This window comes from Pseudomonas sp. CFBP13528, assembly GCF_005233615.1.
Taxonomy (GTDB): Bacteria; Pseudomonadota; Gammaproteobacteria; order Pseudomonadales; family Pseudomonadaceae; genus Aquipseudomonas; species Aquipseudomonas fluorescens_AM.
In genome coordinates this window covers 13,456-36,590 of record NZ_QGAJ01000010.1, presented here as the reverse complement: position 1 = coordinate 36,590, position 23,135 = coordinate 13,456, and the positions used below count along the sequence as shown (strand labels likewise).

At 61.6% G+C, this 23,135-nt stretch carries 16 protein-coding genes; 6 read left to right on the top strand and 10 right to left on the bottom strand.

Features of this window, described 5'->3' with window-relative positions:
- Positions 1 to 49: 49 nt before the first annotated feature.
- The 7 genes from PspCFBP13528_RS18245 to PspCFBP13528_RS18215 form a co-directional block, all read right to left on the bottom strand.
- Complete coding sequence (locus PspCFBP13528_RS18245; protein ID WP_241669110.1) at positions 50 to 1,033, bottom strand: siderophore ABC transporter substrate-binding protein; 984 nt, start codon at positions 1,031 to 1,033, stop codon at positions 50 to 52.
- On the bottom strand, positions 1,030 to 1,812 hold the full coding sequence (locus PspCFBP13528_RS18240) for an ATP-binding cassette domain-containing protein (RefSeq protein WP_137201116.1): 783 nt from the start codon (positions 1,810 to 1,812) through the stop codon (positions 1,030 to 1,032). The genes PspCFBP13528_RS18245 and PspCFBP13528_RS18240 overlap by 4 nt, the downstream gene beginning before the upstream one ends.
- A complete protein-coding gene (locus tag PspCFBP13528_RS18235; RefSeq protein ID WP_137201114.1) occupies positions 1,809 to 2,756 on the bottom strand; it encodes an iron chelate uptake ABC transporter family permease subunit in 948 nt (315 codons plus the stop codon). Before PspCFBP13528_RS18235 ends, PspCFBP13528_RS18240 begins: the two co-directional genes overlap by 4 nt.
- Positions 2,753 to 3,697, bottom strand: a complete 945-nt coding sequence (locus PspCFBP13528_RS18230; protein ID WP_101220628.1) for an iron chelate uptake ABC transporter family permease subunit — start codon at positions 3,695 to 3,697, stop codon at positions 2,753 to 2,755. The genes PspCFBP13528_RS18235 and PspCFBP13528_RS18230 overlap by 4 nt, the downstream gene beginning before the upstream one ends.
- A complete protein-coding gene (locus PspCFBP13528_RS18225) occupies positions 3,694 to 5,451 on the bottom strand; it encodes an ABC transporter ATP-binding protein (protein ID WP_137201112.1) in 1,758 nt (585 codons plus the stop codon). Before PspCFBP13528_RS18225 ends, PspCFBP13528_RS18230 begins: the two co-directional genes overlap by 4 nt.
- Positions 5,445 to 7,223 carry an ABC transporter ATP-binding protein gene (locus PspCFBP13528_RS18220; protein WP_137201110.1) on the bottom strand — a complete coding sequence of 593 codons (1,779 nt, stop codon included), beginning with the start codon at positions 7,221 to 7,223 and terminating at the stop codon, positions 5,445 to 5,447. The genes PspCFBP13528_RS18225 and PspCFBP13528_RS18220 overlap by 7 nt, the downstream gene beginning before the upstream one ends.
- Positions 7,224 to 7,360: 137 nt before the next feature.
- Positions 7,361 to 7,879, bottom strand: coding sequence for a sigma-70 family RNA polymerase sigma factor (locus PspCFBP13528_RS18215; protein WP_101220625.1), 519 nt, complete (start codon positions 7,877 to 7,879; stop codon positions 7,361 to 7,363).
- 229 nt (positions 7,880 to 8,108) lie between these two features.
- On the opposite strand from PspCFBP13528_RS18215, the gene PspCFBP13528_RS18210 reads away from it, so the two are divergent.
- Complete coding sequence (locus PspCFBP13528_RS18210; RefSeq protein WP_137201107.1) at positions 8,109 to 10,220, top strand: condensation domain-containing protein; 2,112 nt, start codon at positions 8,109 to 8,111, stop codon at positions 10,218 to 10,220.
- Positions 10,221 to 10,265: 45 nt separating this feature from the next.
- Here PspCFBP13528_RS18210 and basC read toward each other — a convergent pair whose 3' ends face one another.
- Entirely contained in the window at positions 10,266 to 11,585 is a 1,320-nt protein-coding gene (gene basC / locus PspCFBP13528_RS18205) for a putative histamine N-monooxygenase (protein WP_137201105.1), read from the bottom strand.
- Positions 11,586 to 11,616: 31 nt separating this feature from the next.
- Positions 11,617 to 15,957 carry an amino acid adenylation domain-containing protein gene (locus tag PspCFBP13528_RS18200; protein ID WP_137201104.1) on the bottom strand — a complete coding sequence of 1,447 codons (4,341 nt, stop codon included), beginning with the start codon at positions 15,955 to 15,957 and terminating at the stop codon, positions 11,617 to 11,619.
- A 143-nt stretch (positions 15,958 to 16,100) separates the two neighbouring features.
- On the opposite strand from PspCFBP13528_RS18200, the gene PspCFBP13528_RS18195 reads away from it, so the two are divergent.
- The 5 genes from PspCFBP13528_RS18195 to PspCFBP13528_RS18175 all read left to right on the top strand — a co-directional run bounded on the left by PspCFBP13528_RS18195 (position 16,101) and on the right by PspCFBP13528_RS18175 (position 21,907).
- Positions 16,101 to 17,246, top strand: a complete 1,146-nt coding sequence (locus PspCFBP13528_RS18195) for an isochorismate synthase MenF (protein WP_206666795.1) — start codon at positions 16,101 to 16,103, stop codon at positions 17,244 to 17,246.
- Between the two features lie 27 nt (positions 17,247 to 17,273).
- On the top strand, positions 17,274 to 19,109 hold the full coding sequence (locus tag PspCFBP13528_RS18190) for a (2,3-dihydroxybenzoyl)adenylate synthase (RefSeq protein ID WP_137201100.1): 1,836 nt from the start codon (positions 17,274 to 17,276) through the stop codon (positions 19,107 to 19,109).
- Positions 19,110 to 19,148: 39 nt separating this feature from the next.
- Positions 19,149 to 20,372 (top strand): histidine decarboxylase, encoded by a 1,224-nt coding sequence (locus tag PspCFBP13528_RS18185; RefSeq protein ID WP_137201098.1) that lies wholly within the window; start codon positions 19,149 to 19,151, stop codon positions 20,370 to 20,372.
- Positions 20,373 to 20,401: 29 nt separating this feature from the next.
- Positions 20,402 to 20,734: an isochorismate lyase gene (locus PspCFBP13528_RS18180; protein ID WP_137201096.1), complete on the top strand. Its 333-nt coding sequence runs from the start codon at positions 20,402 to 20,404 to the stop codon at positions 20,732 to 20,734.
- A 111-nt stretch (positions 20,735 to 20,845) separates the two neighbouring features.
- Positions 20,846 to 21,907: an SDR family oxidoreductase gene (locus PspCFBP13528_RS18175; RefSeq protein ID WP_137201094.1), complete on the top strand. Its 1,062-nt coding sequence runs from the start codon at positions 20,846 to 20,848 to the stop codon at positions 21,905 to 21,907.
- Between the two features lie 285 nt (positions 21,908 to 22,192).
- On the opposite strand, the gene PspCFBP13528_RS18165 is transcribed toward PspCFBP13528_RS18175, so the two are convergent.
- On the bottom strand, positions 22,193 to 23,128 hold the full coding sequence (locus tag PspCFBP13528_RS18165) for an alpha/beta hydrolase (protein WP_137201092.1): 936 nt from the start codon (positions 23,126 to 23,128) through the stop codon (positions 22,193 to 22,195).
- Positions 23,129 to 23,135: the final 7 nt, after the last annotated feature.

Here is a 23,135-nt window from a genome sequence, read left to right as displayed (position 1 = left end):
CCCGCAACCTGAATGGCAGCGCCTTTGGGTACACGAACGCGTGTCTGGATCAGCCTTTGTAGCCTTCCACCACCTCGTCCGCCATGCGGTTGAGGCAGGTCACACTGGCCGTGCACAGGTACCAGGTCTGAGCGTCGACGAAGATCACCCGGCCGTTGTTCCATGCCTTGGTCTTGCGCAACAGTGGGTTGTCCAGGCTCTTGAGGTCGAGGGCCGGGCGGTGCTCCATCACTGCCGTGCGGTCGATGACGTACAGAATGTCCGGGTCGGCCTGCTGAATGAACTCATTGGAAATCGGCTGGCCATGCAGGCCGGCCTCGATGTCGGGGCTGGCCGGTTTAACGCCCAGGGTGTCGAACACAAAACCGTAGCGCGATTTCACGCCGTAGGAGGTAAAGGCACCGTTGTTATGCAGCACGATCAAGGCCCGCTCGGGGCGACCGGCCGTGACTTGGCGGGTCTGCTCGACCTTGGCCTCCATTTGCGCCACTTTCTGGCGGGCGAGTTCCGGCTTGTCGAGGATGCGCCCCAGCAGGGTCAAGTGGGCCTTGGCGGTCTCGATGAAATTGCCGTTTCTGTTGGTCAGGTCCACGTCGTCGTAGACGGTTGGCGCGATCTGGCTGAGTTCCTTATAGCTCTGGGCCTGCAGTGGAGAGATCAGGATCAGGTCGGGCTTGAGTGCATGCAGGCGCTCCAGGTTGGGCTGGATGGTCGTGCCAACATCCGCGACATTCGTGTCGTCACGGTAGCGAGTGAGGAAGCTGGCGACGTAGTCCTTGGCGATACCGACCACCGGGGCACCGAGTTGATCCAGGGTGTCGAGTTCGCTCATGTCGAAGGCCACTACCCGCTGGGGCAACTGAGTGACCACGGTGGTGCCCAGCGGATGCTCAATGGTGATCGGCGCGTAGGCCGCTTGCGCCGCGACCGGGGCCTTGGCTTCTGGCGCCGGTTTGTCACACCCCTGCAGCCCGGCCGCTACGGCCATCGTCAGCAGCAGCGCGCGCATTCTGTTCGTGTGATCAGTGCTCATGTCAGTTCCCTTGAAGGTGATGGATTGAAGTAGTTGCAAACGAAGCCTTGTTGGCTGTGCAGAATCTCGAAATCCAGGTCGAACAGCTCACGCAGGTTGGCCTCGGTCACTACCTGGTCGACCGGGCCGTGACGGTGGATGGCGCCGCCCTTCATCGCCACGATATGGTCGGAATAATTGGCCGCGAAATTGATGTCATGCACCACCAGGATCACCGTGCGCCCTTGCTCATCACACAGGCGGCGCAAGGCGCGCATGATGTGAACAGCGTGCTTCATGTCGAGGTTATTGAGCGGCTCATCCAGCAACAGGTAATCGGTTTGCTGGGCGATGGTCATTGCCAGGAACGCCATCTGCCGCTGCCCGCCGCTGAGTTCGTCGATGTAGCAAAGGCGCAGCGGTTGCAGTGAAAGGAACTCGATGGCCTCGTCGATCACCACCCGGTCCTGGGCGGTGAGTGCGCCTCGGCTGTAGGGGAAACGTCCGAAAGCCACCAGCTCTTCGACGGTCAGGCGCAGGTTGAAATCCGGCGCCTGACGCAAGGTGGCGACGCGCTTGGCATAATCGCGAACCGGTACGTCGGCGATGCTGCGCCCGCCCATCAGTACATCGCCACGGGTTGGCGTCAACAGACGGGCGATCAACATCAATAAGGTGGATTTGCCCGCCCCGTTGGGGCCGATCAATGAGGTCACTTGCCCCGGTGGGAACTGCACGCTGACGTCACTCAGCACATGCTTGGTGCCATAGGCTTTGTAGACGTGTTGGAGAGAGATCATGCCGTGCCTCGGGTTCGGATCATCAGCGCGAGCAGATACACACCGCACACCAGGTTGATGAGAATGCTCACGGAGGTGTTGTAGTTGAACCATTGCTCCACCAGATACTGAGCGATGATGAAAATGCCAATAGCAATCGCACAGCCCAGGGGCAAGGTGACCCGGTGCCGCGTGGTGCCGGCCAGGGCGTAGGCGATGTTGGCGACGAACACACCCATGAACGCGGTCGGCCCCACCAGGCTGGTGGACACCGCCACCAGAATCGCGATCAGCGCCAGTTGCAGGCGCACGCTGCGTGGGTAGTCGACCCCCAGGGAAATCGCCTGGTCACGTCCCAGGGCCAGGACATCGAGCACCGGCAACGTGCGCTGGGCGATGAAGCAAACCGCCGCCACCCATACGCCCGAATAGATCACCTGCCCCGGTTGCGCCTTGTTGAAGGAGGCGTAGTTGAATCCCTGGAAAATCGAGAACTCCCCGGGGCTGATCTTCAACTGGATGAATTGGGTGAAGGTGCCCATCACCATGCTCAACACCAACCCCAGCAGCAACAGCAGGTACACGTTGTGACTGCCGTTGCGCAACAGCCAACGATGGATGAGCCACGAATAGCCGAGCATCAACAGCACCGATAACAGCACGTTGCCGTCACGCCCCAGCAGCAGGCTCTGGGTGCCCAGCAGCAGAATCAGCAACGCCTGGAACAACAGGTAGATTGCCTCGTAGCCCATGATGGCCGGCGTGAGGATGCGGTTGCCGGCGATGGTCTGGAAAATCACCGACGAATACGCAATGCACACGCCGGCAATGCCGATTGCGGCCAGGCGGGTAAGCCGCTTGGGAATGACGTAATCGAAATCCAGGCCCGAGCCCAGCAACAGGAACCCAACGGCCAGCAACAGGACCAGCAGCCAAAGGCCATAACGGGTAGCCATGTGTCTCATATGTACTTCCGGATCAGCAGCACCAGGAACACCACACCGCCAATGCAGCCGGCAGTCAGGCCGATCGGCACTTCGAAGGGGTAGATCAGCAGGCGGCCGAGGATGTCGCAAATCAACAGCAACGAGGCACCGCACAGAGCGACGATGGGCAGCGTGCGCTCCAGGTTTTCACCGTAGTGCAGGGCCACCAGGTTGGGAATCACCAGCCCGACGAAGGGAATCGCGCCCACGGTAATCACCGTGGCGGAGACGGTGACGGCCACCAACATCAAGCCCAGCGCCGCGTTGACGGCGTAGTTCAGGCCCAGGCTGCTGGCCATGCCCTCCCCCATGCCCAGTACGGTGAAACGATGGGCATACAGGTAGGTCAGCACGACAATGGGCAGGATCAGGTAGATGATCTCGTAATTGCCCTGAACGATCTTCGAGAAATCCCCGAGCATCCAACCCTGCATGCTCTGCAGGATGTTATGGCGGTAGGCGTAGAACTCGGCGACGGCGCTCAGCACGCTGCCGTACATCAGGCCGATCACCGGCACCATCACGGTGTTCTTGAACTGGATGCGCCGGATGATCGCGACATAGATCAGGCTGGCGGCAAAGCAAAAGGCCAGGGCGAACAGCATTCTGCCGGCGGCCCCGGCACCCGGCGCGACCGTCAGGGAAATCAGGATGCCCAGCTTGGCGGCATCCAACCCACCGCTGGTACCCGGCTCGACGAAGCGGTTACGCACGATCTGCTGCAGGATCACGCCGCACACGGCCAACCCGACCCCGGTAAGGATCAGCGCGGCCAGGCGTGGCAGCCGGCTGGCGGTGAGGGTCAGCCAGGCGTCGTCGGAAAAGCTCAGCAGCTCGACCCACGACACCTGCTTGACCCCCACCATCAGCGACAGGCCGCACAGCACCACAAACAGGACGACTAATGCTGTACGACTCAAGAAGCGTCCTCACCCGCGATCCGCCAGCCTTTTGCCGCCCTGCGCTGGGCGAGAAAGTGGGCATACAGCCCAGGTTTGGCGCTCAATTGAGCATGGGAACCGTGTTCGCTGAGCCGGCCTTGATCGAGCACCAGGATCTGGTCGGCCATGACCACGGTCGACAGCTGGTGGGCGATAACGATCAGCGTGCGTTTGCCGCGCAGCCGCGCCAGCGCTTCGGCGATGGCGGCCTGGTTCTCGGCATCAAGGGCCGCGGTGGCTTCGTCGACCAGCAGGATCGGTGCATCCTTGATCAGCGCACGGGCGATGGAGATCCGTTGGCGTTCGCCACCGGACAACCGTGCCCCGCCCTCGCCCACCGGTGTGTCCAGGCCCTGGGGCAGTCGCTCGATGATTTCCAGCACGCCGGCTTGTCGCGCCGCTTCCATCACCTCGGCATCGCCGGCCGCTGGTTTGCCGATACGGATGTTGTCGGCAATGCTGCCCTGGAACAGGTAGGCATCCTGGAAGATCTGGCTGATCTGGCCGGCCAGTTGCTCACCGGACATCTGGCGCACATCCACGCCGCCGACGATCACTTGGCCCTGGGTCACATCGAAGAAGCGTGCAATCAAGCGCACCAATGTGGTCTTGCCCGAGCCGGACGCACCCACCAGTGCGGTCATGCTGCCCGGTTCGATGCGCAGGCTGACATCGCGCAGCACGTCGGGCTGGCCCTCGGCATAGGTGAAGCTGACGTTGCACAGTTCGACGCTGCTATCGACAGGCGCCTCGGGGGCCTGTGGCTGCGGCAGTGGCTTGACTGCAAAAATCTCGCGCACCGCGCTCAATTGGCCACGGGCACCGCGCAGCACTTCGCTGTAGCCGGCCACTTCCAGCAGCGGGTCGATGAAGCGGCTGACCAGCAATAGCGTAATCATCACGGCGATGACCGAGCCTGCTTCCAGGCCGGCGCCCAGCAGGTCGCCCAGCCACAGGGTGGCAGCCACCAGCAGCGCAGCAAAACCGGCCTGCACCGCCCACGCATTGAACACCACCGACATCGCCGATACGTGGATCAGATGCCTGGCAGCCTGCTGCTGGCGACCGATGGCCTGTTCAAGGAACTGGGTACCGCCGTCCTCGCCATTGAAGGCACGCAGTACCGACTGCGCCTGGGCGAACTCGACCATGCGCTGGCTGGTCAGGGCGGCGTTGTGATGGAAGTCGTGATCGGCTCGCTGCCCCAACCGCGCCGTCAACACGAACACGCCCAGCAGCACCGGCAGGGTCGCCAGGGCAACCAGGCCCATTGGCCAGTGCAGGGTGAACAGCGCGATGAGAATCACCAGCGGCGTGACCACACCGGTCAACAGTGGCGTGAACACGTGTGCAGGCAACTGCGCCATTTCCATCATGCCCGAGGTCGCCAGATGGCTGAGCCGCGCCGTGTTGTGCGCACTGAACCAGCCGACGGGCAACTGCGCCACATGGTCGCCAAGGCGGTGGCGCCCGCGCTGGAGCACGGCGATGCCGACGCGGATGCCGGCTTTTTCGACGCTGCGTCGCAGCGCCCAGCACGCCACCACACCGATGACCAGCGCGATCAGCCATTGCGCGGCGGTGTGGGTATCCCCCGCCAACAGGTGGGTGAGGATCGGCACCAGCATGACAATCGTCACCCCGCAGAGCAGGCCATAGACCAGGGCCATCGCCAGATAGCGGCGCAGCACCGAAGCGTCTTCGCCGAGCAGTTGAATAAAGGTTTTCAGCATGACGACACCGCCTGTTCCTTGGCTTGTTCATAACCGCCCAACGCCCACAGCCGGGCGTAGCGACCTTTGCGCGCGAGCAACTCGGTGTGGGTGCCTTGCTCGCAGAGGGTGCCGTTGTCGATCAGGATGATCTGGTCGGCATGCATCACCGTGTCGAGCCGGTGAGCGATCACCATGAGCGTGCGACCCTGGGCGAATCGCGACAGGGCTTGTTGCAGCTTGACCTCATTCTCGGCATCGGCTGCCGCCGTGGCTTCATCCAGTACCAGCACGGGTGGGTCGAGCAATACGGCGCGGGCGATGCTGACGCGCTGCAACTCACCGCCGGAAAGCTGTACATCTTCACCGATCACCGAGTCATAGCCCCGTGGCAGGTCCAGGATGCGTTCGTGGATGTTCGCAATACGCGCGGCGGCCTCGATTTCCTGCTGGCTGGCCGAGGGACGGCCCAGGGCAATGTTGTCGCGCAGGCTGGCGTGAATCAGGCGTACTTCCTGCAACACGAAACCGATACGCCGGTACAACTGGGTGCTCTCGATGTGGCGCAGGTCGACACCGCCCAGGGTGATACGCCCTTCGGTAGGGTCGAAAAAACGCAGCAGCAGGCGCGCCAGGGTCGACTTGCCGGAACCTGATGCGCCGACGATGGCGGTCACGGTGCCCGGCTTGAGGGTGAAGTTCAGGTCCTGGAGCACCGGGGCGTCGTCGTTATACTGGTAGCTCAGGTGTTCGACGCGAATTTCAGCGTTTGCCGGCGATTGTGCTGACGTGCCTGGCAGGGTTTCGAGCACGGGGGTTTGCAGCAGGGTTTGCACGCGCTGGGCGGCGGCGGTCGCGTTGTTCAGGTCGTGGGTGATATAGCTCAGCAGCAACAGCGGCGCGCAGATGCCTGGGGCGACCAGGGCAAACGGCAGGATGTCCACTGGAGCCAGCCAGCCCTGGCTCACCCCCAGCGTACCGGCCGCCAGCACCACACCGAGTACCGCCACGGGCGTGATCATGGCGTGGGCGTTGGCCATCGCACTGACCAGTGGCCGGGTGAAGTCGGTAAACGCAGCGGCAAAAGCATCCACCGCACTCCGGTAACTGCCATGGGCCTTGCCCTCGGCGCCAAATGCCTTGACCACGGGAATGCCGTTGACGAACTCGATCACGGCATTGTTGATGCGCATCATGCCGGCGCCGAACGCTTGCATGTTCGCGCCACTGGCCTTGGTGGCGCGGGTGAAAAACAGGAAAAACAGCGGGAATGGCAGCAGCGAGACAATCGCCATGCGCCAGTCCATGGCAAACAGGTAGAGGATAGCGATGATCACAGCCCCAAGCGTACGGCCGAGGGTGGTGAAAAAATGCGCCGTCAAACTGTGCAAGGTGCCGATGTCATCCTGCATCGCCTGCTTGACCTCACCCGAAGCACGACTGGTGAACCAGCCCAGCGGCACCCTGGCCAATCGACGGGTGATGGCCTGGCGCAGGTGGCCGGTGATGTGGTTGTCGGCCAGGTGCGCGACCATCTCCCCCAGCGAAATCAAGGTCATGCCCAGGAACAGGCAGGCCAGGCTGACACCCACCACTTGCCAGACCGGGCCTTGCAACTGGGCCCAACTGGCTGCGTCACCCATGGCCAGTCGCGCAATGTGGGCGATGCCAGCCAGGGGCACCATGGTCAGCATGGTCCCTAGGGCGGCCAGTACCGCAGCACATATCAGCCGCCCACGAATGGGGCGTAATACCTGGGATACCGAACCGACGGGTGTGTCTTTAACGCTCATGAGCTCTCCTTGATAACCACTGCCGGCCACCGTGTGGCGTACCTGGCGTCCTTTTGCGTTGGAGCGTTTTGCACAGTGCATACCGTGTATTTCGAACGACGCGACAAAACCCTCAATGGCGCTGCGGATTCAACTGTTCACAGTTCGGCCGTCGAGGCGAAGGGATGGCAGGCCCGCAGGCCCGCCGCGATGTATTTTTCGACAGAGGACACCGACACGTTCAATTCGGCAGCAATGTCCCGATGGCCCATGCCATGCAGCTTGCACAGCAACAGTGCTTCGCGGGCCTTGGACGGTTTGGCCTGCAGCGCGTCATCGATTTGCACCAGCGCCTCGGCGGCCAGCGCCCGCTCCTCTTCGGACGGCACCAGCGGTTCGGCTTGCTGCATCAGGGATTCCAGGTGGCGGGCTTCGCGGTGACGGCGGCGATAGAGGTCAATCACCATGCCTTTGGCGATCTGGGTCAAATGGCAGCGCGAGTCTTCGATCGAAGGCACGCAGCCCTTCTTGATGAGGTTGAGATAGATATCGTGGGCCAGATCCGCAGCATCCAACGAATTGCCCAACTTGCGCCGCAGCAGGCTGCATAACCAGCGGTGATGGTCGATGTACAACTTTTCGAATTGCCGTTTGGACGCAAACGCTCCGTTGTTCACAACACCTCTCCTGAGACGAATCCACCCGCGATCAGATTTTGACTAATGCGAATATGTATGATTATTATTTGCGATCATACGGTGTTCATAAAGCCCCTGCAACGCAACCGGATTGCACGTCCTCTGACGCCCGGGTTCCCAAGCGGTACACCAGACCGAGGATGGGTCTGTCGGCACTTGGTGCCCTCTCTACTTCTTACTGTTCAGTTTGATAAGGCGGGAAACTTCCATGATGGAACTCACTCCAGATACGTGTTCAAAACGATCTGCCAGCGATTACGAAGCGCATATCTGGCTCTTGCAGCAGCAATACCCCGAACGCATTTCCAAGCACCTGAGTGCCTGGAAACTCGACGCGAATGCCGACCCCGCAGGGCTGGAGTCGGCACTCCAGGCGGTGATCGAATCAATCCCGGAGCTCAATGCCCGCTATCAGTTCAACGATGACGGCGACGTCGACAAGGTCCAGGCGCGCGACTGGCAAGCGTGCATCGAGCGCATTCAGGTGACCGGTGACGCCAGCCACTACCTGCTCCGCGAACAGTCCACGCCGTGGGACGCCGAGCACCAGCCGCCGTTCAAGGCGCTGATTATGCAAACGCCGGATGCGCCCATCCTGGCGCTGGTCCTTCACCCGATTCTTGACCAGACCTGCCAGGCGAACGACCTGTACCGCAAGATCATGCACACCGCTGATACGCCACTGCCGTGGCTGCACCGCCAGGCGGACATCGGCGAAAACGCCGCACACACCGAAACACCTGACGTTGCAGCCATTATCCTCGCCGAGTTCCGCGAAGCCCTGGCGGAACCGGGCATGCTGGCGACGGATGACTTCTTCGACTTTGGCGGCCACTCACTGCTGGCCACCCGCATCATCGGCAAGCTGTCGAGCGGCCATGGCATCGAAGTCCAGTTCAACGATTTCTTCAGCGCACCCTCGGCAAGCACCTTGGCGGCACGCGCCCGGGTCAACGCGAAAAACGCTGCACCAACGACCTCCACCGGCTCGTCGCACGATGTACAAAAAGCGCCGTTTGCACTGGCCCAGGCATCCCTGGGACGCGCTTACGCCGCCTTCGAATTCGGCACGATCTTCAACCTGCCGTTTGCCATGGAGTTTCTCGACCCGGTGGACGAAGCGCTGTTCGAGCAGGCGTTCCATGACCTGCTTGAGCGCCATGCCAGCCTGCGCAGCACCTTCCACTTTGAGCGTGGCGAGGCATACCAGCAAATCGTGCCGACCTCGCAGCTAGCGCAGTTCAAGTGGTTCTGGCCCAGCCGCGAAAGCCAGGGTGCCACCCTGCAAAGCGAAGCCACCTATCAGTTCGATCTGACCCGCGAGCTGCCCCTGCGGGTGCGCTTCATCCAGGACACGCAGCATCAACGCCAAACCTTATCGCTGCTCGTCCATCACATGGCCATTGATGAATGGTCGCTCAACGTGATGATGGAAGAACTGGCCCAGGCCTACCTGGCCCGAGCGGCCGACAAAGCGCCCGTCTGGAAAAGCCCGGCACCGTCCTTCCATGAATTCGCCGTGCGCCAGCAAGCCGCCGGGATCAACCAGAAGCACCTCGACTACTGGACCGGCATGCTGCGCGATGCCACCCGTGGCCTGACGCTGCCCTCCTCCGAGGCACCGCCGGCACAGGTATCGACCAAGGCCCAGTGGTTCGAGATCAAGCCCACCCAAGGCATGACCGACCACCTGTACGCCTTCGCCCGACAGAACAACGCTTCACTGTTCGGCGTGGTCTATTCGGCAATCGTGCTCTCCCTGCACAAGCTCGGCGATTTGAAAGACCTGGTAGTGGGCACGTCGGCGTCCGGTCGCACAGATCCGGCGTATTACGACACGGTCGGCTACTTCACCACCATGGTCGCGCACCGCGTGCAATTCGATGCTCGGCAAGCCGTCGGCACCCTGATTGAAAACGTCAGTCGCTTGATCAATGACTCGATGGCCTACGCCGATGTGCCGATGGAGCAGATTCAACAGGCCCTGGGCATGACGCCGGCGGATGGACTGCTGTTCGACGTGTACATCCAGATTCACGCCAACAACGCTTTGAACGGCGCCCTGCGCACGCCGGATAACGGCGCGATCCGCTACCGCCAGATTGACCCGGACAAGAACCAGTCGATGTTCGGTATTCAATTCGAGATCATGGAAAACACGCTGGACGGCAAGCGCGTATTGCGCCTGGTGGTGACCTACCGTTCGGACCGTTACAGTGCAGATCAGATGGCTCGCATGAGCGCCACGATTGAGCAGATGTTCGCGCTGTTTGCGACACCTGGCGCCGATGGCCTCACCCTGGACCACATCCGCGTCTGACCTTCAACAGGGCCTTGGTAACACCAAGGCCCTGTCTTTCACGCACTAAACCTCATGCATGCCATAACGCTGGAACGACGAGCGTTTGGGCAGGCGGTAGTGCGGGCGGCCGAGCAGTTGATTGGCAATGCTCGCGTTACGAATCGCGGCAATGCCCAGGTCCGGCGAACCCACACCATGCTGGAAGATCTCGGCATTCTGCACAAAGATACGCCCTGCCCCGTCATCACAGCGACGTGCAGTGAAGTCATCCTCCACAAGGCAGTCACCGTGCTCATCGGTCTCCAGTACTGTGCCCTTGAGCCGCTCAAACCACTGCGGCCAGGCATGCCCGTAGCCCGTCGCGGCCACAATCGCGTCGGCCTCCAGGCTGCTGGTCTGGTCCAGCTCACGATGCCGATAGGCAATACGCAGCGTACCAGCGACGTCCTCTACCTTCTCGACTTCACAGTTCGACAGCAACGTCAGGCCAGGGTCACTGCCGCCGATGGAGCGCTCATAGATCAAGTCGTAGATAGCGGCAATCGTGGAAAAACTGATGCCTTTGTACAACAGGCCCTGCTTGGCCACGACCTCACGACGGCGTTCACGCGGGAGGCTGTGGAAGTACGCCATGTAGGACGGCGTAAAGCACTCCTGCCCCAGCTTGGAGTATTCCATGGGGTGGAAACCCGCTGAACGGGTGATCCAGCGGATCGAGGCGCCTGCGGCGATCCGCTCGGGGGTCAGCTCATTGAACAACGCGAGCACGCACTCGGCGGCGCTCTGCCCGGAGCCAATCACGGTGACACGCCGACATTCCGACAACTGCGCCTGGCGCTTGCCAAACTCCGCCGAATGCAGGATGGGTGCCGCGCTTTTCACCTGAGCCCATTGCGGCACTATCGGCGTAGTGCCGATGCCTACCGCCAGGTTTCGACTGGAATAGCAGCGTTTGAAGCCCGACACGGGCTGGCTTTCAATCAGGAACTTGCCGACTCCCGCGTCGTAAGTCACATCACAGATATCCTCGCCGAAGTGGCACGTCGGCAACTGCTGCGAAGCCCAACGGCAATAATGGTCGTACTCCCGGCGCGGCACCTGGAAGTTATCGTAGTAATAGAACGGGTACAGGCGATCGTGCTGGTGCAGGTAATTGAGGTAGCTCAGCTCGTGGGTCGGGTCGGCCATCGTCACCAGATCCGCCAGAAACGGCACCTGCAACGTGGTGCCCGGTAAGAGCAACCCTTCATGCCAACGAAATTCGGCTTTGCGATCCAGGAAAAGACTGGTCACGTCGCAATGTTTGGACAATAAAGCGGCCAACCCGAGGTTAAAGGGCCCGATGCCAACACCGGCGATATCTACAGTGGGTAAATCCGTCATCCAATCTGTCTCCCTGGGTAGTGCTATGGGGTTATGCGCAGGCGAGCAATCGCTCGACATCTTGTGCGTTACGGCAACGCAGTAATTGCCCGGGGGAAAGCGTCACCGCCAGTTCCGCCTGGAACCGCGCAGCGATGGCTTTCAAATGCTGGGGCCGCAGGCCCAGACTGATGAAGTCGACCGAGGCATTGGCGCCGTCCTGCGGGGGCCTGCCCAGCACACTCAGGTAGATCGCCAAGACCTGGCTGCATTGGCTTTCAACCACCTCCTCGGCCGGCTCCAGCAACAAGCTGCGGGCATGCGGGCGATCAGGTTTGCCGTTTTGCGACAACGGCAGCGCCTGCACCGCCAGGAATCGCGTGGGCACGTGGGATTGCGGCAAGTGCTCGCGGGCGAACTGGCGCAACGCGGCGGCGGTCAAGGGTTCGGCGTCTTCGGCGCTCACGTACAGCGCACCGATGTTGACCTCGCCCTGGCGCTGTTCGCCGTAGTCCACCACCAGCACGTGCCTGACCGCAGGATGCTTGATCAGCTCGATTTCGATGTCGGGCAACGACACGCGCACGCCGCGCACCTTTACGTAGCCATTCACGCGGCTGTCGAACATCAACGTGCCGTCACGGCGATAGCGCCCGCAGTCACCGGTACGAAATGCACGTACGGCCTGGCCGTGCTCATCGATCACGCTGATGAATTCGGTTTGTGCCAGCGCGCCGTCTTCCAGGTAGCCCAGGGCCAGGTTGACGCCTGCCGTATGAATGCGGCCGACAACGCCTGCGGGGCAATGCGCTCCGTGGGCGTCGAGCACCAGATAGCGGTTGCCCGGCAACGGTCGCCCATAGGGAATTTGCAGTGGGTCATCGGCAGTGATGTCGTGCCAGATACTCCAGATCGTGGTCTCTGTCGGCCCCCCCAGGGAAATCAGGCGCGACGATGGCAGCAGCCCGCGCAACTCGGCGATCACGCCCGGCTTGATGTAGTCGCCGCCCTGGGCGATCAGGCGCAGGCTGGCCAAGTCATAGTCACCTCGGCACGACAGCAGCATTTCCAGGATGGCCGGCACGGAACACCACAGCGTCACACGGTGCCTGGCGATCAACTGATTCCAGCGCAGCGCATCCTTTTCCTCGCCGACGCCAGGCAGTACCAGCGTGGCGCCGGCCGTCAGGCAGCCGAGCACATCGAATACCGACATGTCGTGGTGCAGCGGGGTTACCGACATGAACACGTCGCTGCGGCGTACGCGCCAGTGTGACAAGGTGCTGCCGATGACATTGGCCGTGGCGCGGTTGCACAGCACTACGCACTTGGGCTTGCCGGTGGTGCCCGAGGTGTAGAGGTAATACGCCGACGCTTCGCTCATCGAGCGATCATCCAGCCTTGGCGCACTGGCTTGCGGCCCGGCCAGCAACTCGTTCGGCGTGGCGTGGGCCTGCTCGACCGTCTCGCCCGAGCTGATGATCACCAGATCGGGGCGGCAGTTTTCCAACAGATACTGCCGACGCTCGTCCGGCGCCGAGGCGTCGATAGGCACCCAGATCACGCCCGTCAGTGCACAGGCCAAGGTCAGCGTGGTGTGCTCCGGGCTGCGTGGCAGACAGATGGCGACCACTTGGCCCGGGCCGATGCCACGGGCCTTGAACGCCGCAATGACACGCGACACATCCGCACCCAGTTCGGCGTAGCTGATCCGCCGCTCGCCGCTGATCAGGGCGATCCGTTGGTTGGCGGGGTCGAACAGGTGCCTGGCGATTTGCGCCAGGAACCCTTCGGCACGGGCCTCGGTCGTCGCGCTATTGAGGCAATAGTGAGACGTGTCGATGATCGCGCTGGCGTCCATGGCGAACTCACCGCTGGCGCTGATCTGGCTGATGGCCTTTTCCAGCGCATCCATGATGTCGTGAACCACCGCTGGGTCCAGGACTTCCCGCGCATAGTCGATATCCAGCACCAGCGCGCCCTCGGCGTTAGCCCAGAAGCGAATGTCCATGACCACCTGAGGCGTCTGGGTCAGGCCGCCTTGCAACTGCATGGGACTGTTCGCCGCCGACACCGGCCAGGAAAAACCATTGGTAATTACCACCGGCAGCACAGGGCCAGGGCCGTGGGATTCGAACAGCAACCTGGCAAGGTCAACGCCCGAATAGGCCAGGTGTTGCAGCCCTTCCAGCACGTCCACTTGCAGCTTCGCCGCACGCTCCGTAAAGGTGCCGGGCGCCTCGCTTCGGTTGATCGCGATAAAGCTGGAACGGTTGGCAAATGCACCGCCCGTTTGCGGCGCAACGGGCACCGCCACACACAAGTCGCCTTCATCGAGCCAGTGGGACAGCACCTCCATCACCAGCGCCATCAGGGCGGAGTTCTTGAATAGCCGCTGCCGGGCGCCCAATTTGCAGAAACCGTTGAATACCGCCTTGGGCACTTGTCGGCTTTGGCGCTCGTAGCGCGAGGCCCGAACTTGATCAAGCGGCACGCGCCACGGCAGGCGTGGTGCGCCCGTCACGTCGGCGAGCTTGGTCTTCCAGTAAACCGCGTCGGCCTTGCGTTGACGGGCCTGATCCTCCGGGGCAGGCGCAGCCTCGGCAGCGGGCGCATCGCCGGGCAGTCCGTCGAACAGTTCGACCAACAACGCAGCAATGGAGCGGCCGTCGAGGATCAACGCATCCAGGCGCACGAATACGGTCAACTGGTCGTCGGGCAGGTGGAAAAGCGTGACATTCCAAGGCGCACGGTCCAGCTCGAAGATGGCGTGGGCGTAAGCCTCGCGGCGCCCATCGATGTACGCCGACGCTGCTTGCGCCGACATTGACGTGAGGTCGACTTCGTCCAGATTGATGCGGGCTTCATCGCTGACATAACTTACCAGCTTGAGCGCATCCACCCGTGTGCGCAGGCTGTCATGGCGCTGCACCATCGCCGCCAGGCGACTGCGCAGCAGCGTCGGGTCCATGGCCCCGTGGTATTCACGAAACTCCTGCATGGCTACGCCGCCAAGAGGCACCTGCGTGCCACGGCCCAATAAGTACGCCTGCTGCAGCGCTGACAGTGATTTTTCGAGTGTGCGCGAAACACCGACATTGAGCGCTTGATCCAACGCGCGCGAATCGGCCGCCACTTCCTGCGTGATCGCCACAAAGCGCTCAAAGAACGTCGTCACCCACGGCAGTGGCAACGCATCAAGACGGATATCCCAATTGATCAGGATACCGCCATCGGCGCAGGCGATCTGTGCATCAAGAGCCACTTGAGGCCCTTGGGAGATGACCCAATTCATCGGGCCGAATACACGCCGCACGCGCGGCGAAAGCAAGTCGCCACCGGGCATGTCCAGCGCGGCAGTAAAGACCACCGGCGCCAGCTGTGGCGAGCCGTGATGGCGGGACAGATCGCGCATCACATTCACGCCCGGATAGGCGCAATGCTCAAGCAGGCCGACCATTTTTTTCGCCAGTTGCGCACACAGCGCGGCCGGCGTGGCGGCGGACTCGATGTCCACATCCAGAATCAACACATTGGCAAAGTCACCCACCACGCGCTCGACATGATCCACCAACGGCTGGCGCCAGAACGTCGGTACATTGAGACGAAAGCTACGGTCGCCGGTCTGCTCCCCGAGCACCGCCGCAAACAGCCCCATCATCAAGGTCGACAGGGTGATCCTGCGTTCCCGTGCCACGTGTTCCAATGCCTGACGCTCGACGGGGCCCAGCCAGGTATGGAGTCGGTGGCTTTGCGCTTGCTCCGGCGGGCGTTCAAGCAATGGCAAGGCGGGGGCCGGAGCAATCTGCGCCAGGCGTTCACGCCACCAGGCACGGTCGCGATCCCGGGCGGCCTTGAGCGCCGGGTCGACACGCACCTTGTCGTACCAATCGAAGAAGGATGGTGTGTTCGGCAGCGTGTCATCGGGCTGCTCGTAAAGCCGGGCCAGGTCTTCCATCAGCGTGCGGAAACTGGAGGGATCGATGGCGATCATGTCGGTATCGACATGCAGGCGAAACCTGTCCTGCGCGATCAGGCTCACTGCAAACCGGGCGCCCGGCTCATGGCGCAAGTCCAGTTGCTGATGTGTCCACGCCTCCCGTTTGGCCAGCAGGTGACGGGCGGCCTGCGGTTCGGTCATGGCACGCAGGTCTTCGACTTCCAACCGAGGCGATTGGTCCATGGAAGCGATGGATTGCAGCCCTTGCGCATCCACCCGCATTCGCAGCATCGGATGCAGCAGGCTGGCCCGTTCAAGCGCTTTGCGTAACCGGTCCAGCTCAATGCACTGGCCATCGAACTCGGCATAAAGATGAGCCGAAACTCTCCCTAAAAAGGCATGTGCAGTACGCCCGATCCAACAGGCGGCTTGCATCGAAGTTAACTCTCTCATGGTCCACTCATGTGATTGACAAATCTAAATGATTAGCGTCACCTATTAGAAACGATAATGATTATATTTCAAGGTATAATTTTTTGACCACAAGCCACGGAGGCTTTCTGCACATGAGAACGGGCACCCTTAGGACGAGCGACATGGATGAGGTGCAACAGCTTGACGAGACTCGGCGTTTTTCATTCACGTCCGGCGATCGTGAGTTGGCGGTCAGCGGCATGCTGCAACGTATCGAAACGCCGGCCATTGCAGGTGAAAACGCCAGCAGCCTGTTTCAAAAAACCGTCTCGCACGCCTTTGAACAAGCGCGCAAAGCGGGCCAGGCCAACCCGATGATCGTCGGCGCCATCCCCTTCGATCCCGCTGAAGCGTCCTGCCTTTACATCCCCGAACACGCCGAGTGGCGCGCCCGCAGCGGTGCCGTGCACACCGGTGCGGCCTCGATGCCGGAACTGCTTGAACAAAAAAACATACCGGACGAGCAAGGCTTCAAGCGCACGGTCGAACACGCCATCGTCAACTTCCGCCACAGCGACGTGCGCAAGGCCGTGCTCTCGGTGCAGCGTGAATTGCTGTTTGCCCAGGATGTGGACGTGAGCGCCATGCAGAACAATCTGCGTGCCCAGAATCCCAGCGGCTACCACTTCCGCGTGCCCATGCCGGACGGCGCCACCCTGATCGGCGTCAGCCCCGAATTGCTGGTGCACAAGGACGGTCTGGATTTCGTGTCCAATCCCCTCGCCGGCTCGGCCAAGCGTATGGCTGACCCCGAAGCCGACCGGCGCAACGCCGACTGGCTGGCCGCCTCGGAAAAAGACCACTACGAACACCGCCTGGTGACCGAAGACATCGCCTCCCAGCTCGGCCAATTGTGCGCACGACTGGACGTGCCGCAGCGCCCTAGCCTGATCAGCACGCCTGCGCTGTGGCACCTCTCCACCCGTATCGAAGGCACCCTGGCCGATCCCGGCATTTCGGCCTTGCAGTTGGCGTGCCGCCTGCACCCAACCCCTGCGGTCTGTGGCTTCCCTACCGAGCGCGCCCGGCACCTGATCCGCTTCGTCGAGCACGTCGAGCGAGGCCTGTTCACCGGCATGGTCGGCTGGTGCGACGCCCAAGGTAACGGCGAATGGGTCGTGACCATCCGCTGCGGCACCATCAAGCGCAACAAGGTCCGCCTGTTCGCCGGCGCCGGCATCGTCGAAGCCTCAAGCCCCGACTCCGAATGGACAGAAGTCCAGACCAAGCTCGGCACCATGCTGCGCGCATGCGGCCTGGCCCACTAATTTCCCCATTTTTCAGCAGTGACCCTCATGACCCTAGAATTCACGCACTGGCCCCTCGAAAGAGCACAACGCTATCGGGAAAACGGCTACTGGATCAATCAACCCCTCACCCACCTGCTCCAGGCCCGCAGCCAGGCACAGCCCCAGGCTTGCGCGATCATTTGCGGCGAGCGTCGCTTCAGTTATAGCGAGCTGGACCAACTGTCCTCCAACCTGGCCTCACGCCTGGCCGCCAACGGGCTTGGCCACGGCGACACCGCGCTGGTGCAACTGCCCAACATCGCCGAGTTCTACATTGTGCTGTTCGCGCTGCTCAAGGCCGGCATCGTGCCGCTCAACGCGCTCTACAGCCATCGCAAACTGGAGCTCAAAAGCTACGCCAAGCAAATCACGCCAAAGCTGTTGATCGCCTCCCGTGAGCATGAAGTGTTTCGTGATGACGGCTACCTCGCCGACCTCAACGAAGTCGGCGCAAGCCCTGAAGTCACGCTGTTCCTCGGCGAACAGCACGCCCCCAACAACCTGGCTGCCTGGATCGAAAACCCGAGCGACAGGCGCGTGGATTTCTCCCCCAGCGCACCGGATGAAGTGGCCCTCTTCCAGTTGTCCGGCGGCAGCACCGGTACACCCAAGCTCATTCCACGCACCCACAATGACTACCACTACAACGCCCGCACCAGTGCCGAGGTGTGCGGCCTGACCGCGCAAACACGCTTCCTGTGCGCCCTGCCGGCAGCGCATAATTTCCTGCTCAGTTCGCCGGGTGCCCTGGGCGTGTTGTACGCGGGCGGTACCGTCATCATGGCGCCGAGCCCGGAGCCGCAGAGCTGCTTCGCAATAATCCAGCGCCACGAAGTCAACACCGTCGCCCTGGTGCCCAGTGCCGTCGCGTTATGGCTGCAGGCCGCGCCGCAGCACACCGAGCAACTGCAATCGCTTGAATTCCTCCAGGTCGGCGGCGCCGTGTTCGCCGACTCGCTGGCCCGCCAGGTGCCCGGGGTGCTCGGCTGCAAACTGCAGCAGGTGTTCGGCATGGCCGAGGGCCTGATCAACTACACCCGCCTGGATGACACCGACGAGCAAATCTTTACGACCCAAGGCCGCCCGATCAGCCCGGGGGACGAAATCAAAATCGTCGATGAACACGGTGTGCCCGTAGCGCACGGCGAGCCCGGCCTGTTGGCTACCCGCGGTCCCTACACCTTCTGCGGCTACTACAATAGCCCCGAACAGAACGCCCAGGCCTTCGATAACGAGGGTTACTACTATTCCGGTGACCTGGTGCAAATGACACCCAGCGGTGACCTGCGCGTCGTCGGCCGGGTCAAGGACCAGATCAACCGGGGTGGCGAAAAAGTCGCTTCCGAAGAGATCGAAAACCTCATGGTGTTGCACCCCGACGTCACCCACGCCGGTCTGGTCGCCATGCCCGACGCCGCACTGGGGGAAAAGAGCTGCGCCTTCGTCGTCTCGTGCAATCCCAACCTCAAGCCGCCCGCCCTGCGTCGCCACCTGATGGAACTGGGCATCGCCGAATACAAACTGCCCGACCGCATCCGGCTGATCGACACCATGCCGCTCACCGCCGTGGGCAAGATCGACAAGAAACAGCTGCGCCAGCTGCTGGCGGCGCAAACCACCCGCGCCTGGCTGAAAACCCGCGTGTTGCAATTGATCGAAGACGGCGAAGAACTGGACCCCGAGGAAAACCTGATTTTCTACGGCCTCGACTCCCTGCAAGTGATGAAACTCGCCGCCGAACTCAAGGAGCGTGGAATCGCCGTCACCTTTGAAGAGCTGGCCGACTCGCCCACGCTCGCCAGTTGGTGGTCGCTGGTGGACACGCGGCAAAAAGCGGCCTGACCGGGCCGCTTCGCCCAGTCGATTTAAAAGGAATTAGAGATGACGTTATCCAAGGCCGACCAAAAAAGGCTTGAACACTTCTGGCAGCACTGCGTGACCCATCAGTACTTCAACATCGGCTACCCCGAATCCGCCGATTTCGATTACTCCCAGTTGCACCGTTTCCTGCAGTTTTCGATCAACAATTGCGGGGACTGGAACGAGTACAGCAACTATGTGCTGAACTCGTTCGACTTTGAAAAGGACGTGATGACGTACTTCTCCGAGCTGTTCGACATTGCGCTCGAAGACAGCTGGGGCTACGTCACCAATGGCGGCACCGAAGGCAATATGTTCGGCTGCTACCTGGCCCGCGAACTGTTCCCTGACGGCACCCTGTATTACTCCAGGGACACCCACTACTCGGTGGCCAAGATCGTCAAGCTGCTGCGCATCAAATGCCGTGCCGTCGAATCCCTGCCCAACGGCGAGATCGACTACGACGACCTGATGCTCAAGATCGCCGCCGACCAGGAACGTCACCCGATCATCTTCGCCAATATCGGCACGACGATGCGTGGCGCGGTGGACAACATCGCGACCATCCAGCAACGGCTGCAACTGGCGGGTATCGCCCGGCGTGACTACTACCTGCATGCCGACGCGGCGCTGAGCGGGATGATCCTGCCCTTCGTCGACCACCCGCAACCCTTCACGTTTGCCGACGGCATCGATTCGATCTGCGTGTCCGGGCACAAGATGATCGGTTCGCCGATCCCGTGCGGCATCGTGGTCGCCAAGCACAAGAACGTGGCGCGCATCTGCGTGGAAGTCGACTACATCCTGGCCCATGACAAAACCATCAGCGGCTCACGCAATGGCCACACGCCGCTGATGATGTGGGCGGCACTGCGCAGCCACTCGTTCGCCGACTGGCGCCAGCGTGTCCGCCACTGTCTGGACCAGGCGCAATATGCCGTGGATCGCTTCCAGGCCGCCGGCATCGATGCATGGCGCAACGAGAACTCCATCACCGTGGTGTTTCCCTGCCCGTCGGAATGCATCGCGAAAAAGTATTGCCTGGCCATCTCCGGTGGCACCGCGCACTTGATCACCACGCCCCATCATCATGACAAATGCATGATCGATGCCTTGATTGATGAGGTCATCGCCGAGCGTGACACCGATGCCTGGCGCACGGGCGCCGCCCGTGCTCATCAAGGTGCCCATGAACAGCCCCCCGCCGCTGCCCGGCTGGCGTGCCCACGTTTCGACGTCATCTGAAACCGAACCCTTTATTAGAGACAAACACTATGTCGTCACTGAAAACACCCGAGGCGTGCGAAAGCCTCATCGACATCCGCGCGGGCATCGACTTTTTCGACCGTCAGATCCTGGAGTCACTGCAACAACGTTTGGGTTACGTGAAGGCCGCCGTGCGCTTCAAGGCCAACGAACAAGCGATCCCTGCGCCGGAACGGGTGGCGGCGATGCTGCAGGACCGCCGCGCGTGGGCCGTCGACACTGGATTCGATGTGGATTTTGTGGAAAAACTCTACGTGCACATCATTTATTGGAACATCCAACAGCAAATTTCACATTGGCGAGCGCTTTATCCGCAGCGAAGTATGGAAAACGCCGGCTAAAGCATCGAAAGGCCCGTGCATTCAAGTCCATGCGCCAGGCTGGACGGATCAGATTCAGGTTGAACCTCTGTCACTCAGGCGGACTCCCAAATCTAAATCCAGGAGAAACATATGAGCCAAACAGCTTTGGTCGTCGGCGCCAGCGGCATCGTCGGCAGCGCCATCACTCAGTTATTAATCGACAACAACTGGCAGGTCGCCGCGCTGTCCAGGCACCCGTCGCAAGCGCAAGGCGTGATCCCCGTGGCGGCAGACCTTCAGGATCCTGCTTCGCTGGAACAGGCGCTTGCGGGTTTGAAGCCTACGCATGTGTTCATTACTACCTGGTCACGGCAAGCCACGGAGGCCGAGAACATTCGTGTCAATGCCGCCATGGTACGCAACGTGCTGGCCGCCATCCGGCCGGCCAAGAGCGTCGAGCACGTAGCGTTGGTTACTGGCCTGAAACACTACCTCGGCCCATTCGAAGCCTATGGTAACGGCAGCCTTCCGCAAACACCGTTCCGCGAGGACCAGGGCCGTCTGGACATCGAAAACTTCTACTACGCCCAGGAAGACGAACTTTTCGCCGCTGCTGAAAAGGACGGCTTCACCTGGAGCGTTCACCGCCCGCATACCGTAACCGGGGTTGCCGTAGGCAACGCGATGAACATGGCCACCACCCTCGCCGTCTATGCCTCGATTTGCAAACACACTCATCGCCCCTTTGTGTTTCCCGGGTCACGCGTGCAGTGGGACAGCCTCACCGACATGACGGATGCCCGGCAGTTGGCGAAACAACAATTGTGGGCGGCCACTACGCCGGCTGCGGCCAATCAGGCATTCAACGTCACGAATGGCGATGTCTTTCGTTGGAAATGGATGTGGAGCCGAATCGCCGAATACTTCGACGTGCCAGCCGCCGATTATCCCGCTTCACCCTCCCCCCTTGCCAGGCAGATGGCTGACGACCAAGCCGTATGGACGCAAATGGTCGCGCAATTCGGGCTGAAAGAAGCCGATATCGGTCGGCTGATATCCCCATGGCATACCGATGCAGACCTGGGTCGACCCATCGAAGTGGTCACGGACATGTCGAAAAGCCGTGCCATGGGCTTCACCGCCTACCAGGCGAGCGATCAGGCATTTTTCGACGTGTTCGACAAACTACGCGAGACACGCTTGATACCCTAAGCCGTTCCTGAGACGCCAGGCCGTTTGTTGCCTCTCACGGCAGGCATCAATCGGCCAGAAGTGCCCAGCGTTCGTGATCGCACCAGACGCTGGCGATCTGAAGGTATTTCGCTCGTGTAACGGTGCTTGTCAACGCGTCTCCTGCGGCAACCAATGCCGCGCAGGCCAATGCCAGCGATTCCAGCCGAACGCGTGAGCGAGGCCGTAACGCGTGAGACCCGCGTCGCGTCGTTACCGTTGACGTTCTTCGCGAGCAAGTTCGCGCCTACAAAGGGTTCGCGTTGGTCACCGCAGGTTCGTGTCCAGGAACGCCCGTATCACTGGGATGATCTCCTTGCCATGGGTTTCCAGCGCAAAGTGCCCGGTGTCATAAAAACGAATATCCGCCTTGGGAATATCGCGCTTCCACGCCTCGGCGCCGGCCGGCAGGAAGAATGGGTCGTTCTTTCCCCAGACCGCGAGCAGCGGTGGCTGGTACTGGCGGAAGTACGCCTGGAAGGCCGGGTACATCGCTACGTTCGAGGCGTAGTCCAGCAACAGGTCGAGCTGGATGTCGGCATTGCCCGGCCGGGAGACTTGCAGCCCTTCCAGCGTGTAGCCATCGGGTGAAACCGAGCTTTTGTCGGCCACGCCTTCCAGGTACTGCCACTTGATCGAGGCGGGGGTTGGGAAGTCGCGCAGGGCCTCACGGTTTTCTTGGGTCGGGGCGTGCCAGTAGCGTTGGATAGGCGCCCATCCTTTGCCCAGGCCTTCTTCGTACGCGTTGCCGTTTTGGGAAATGATCGCGGTCACCCGCTCCGGATGGGCGCTGGCCATGCGCCAGCCCACGGGGGCGCCATAGTCGTGGACCATCAGCGCGTATTTATCGAGTTTGAGCTGTTCGGTGAACTGGCCGATGGTCTTGGCCAGTTGGCTGAAGGTGTAGGCGTATTCGCCGCGTGCAGGGGCTTGGGTGAAGCCAAATGCCGGTAGGTCTGGCGCGATGACGTGATAGCGGTCGGCAAGCTCGGGCATGAGTTCGCGGAACATGAAGGATGAACCGGCGAAGCCGTGCAGCAGCAACACGGTCGGCGCGCTGGGGTCGCCGGCCTCGCGGTAGAACACCTTTACGTCACCGACCTGCTCATAACGGTAATGCACTGTGTTGTCGGCGACAGCGCTGCTCATCAGCAAGGAGGCGGCGAGCCGGGCAGCGGCCATGGAGGCGTTGGACGTAGTCATGATGTGG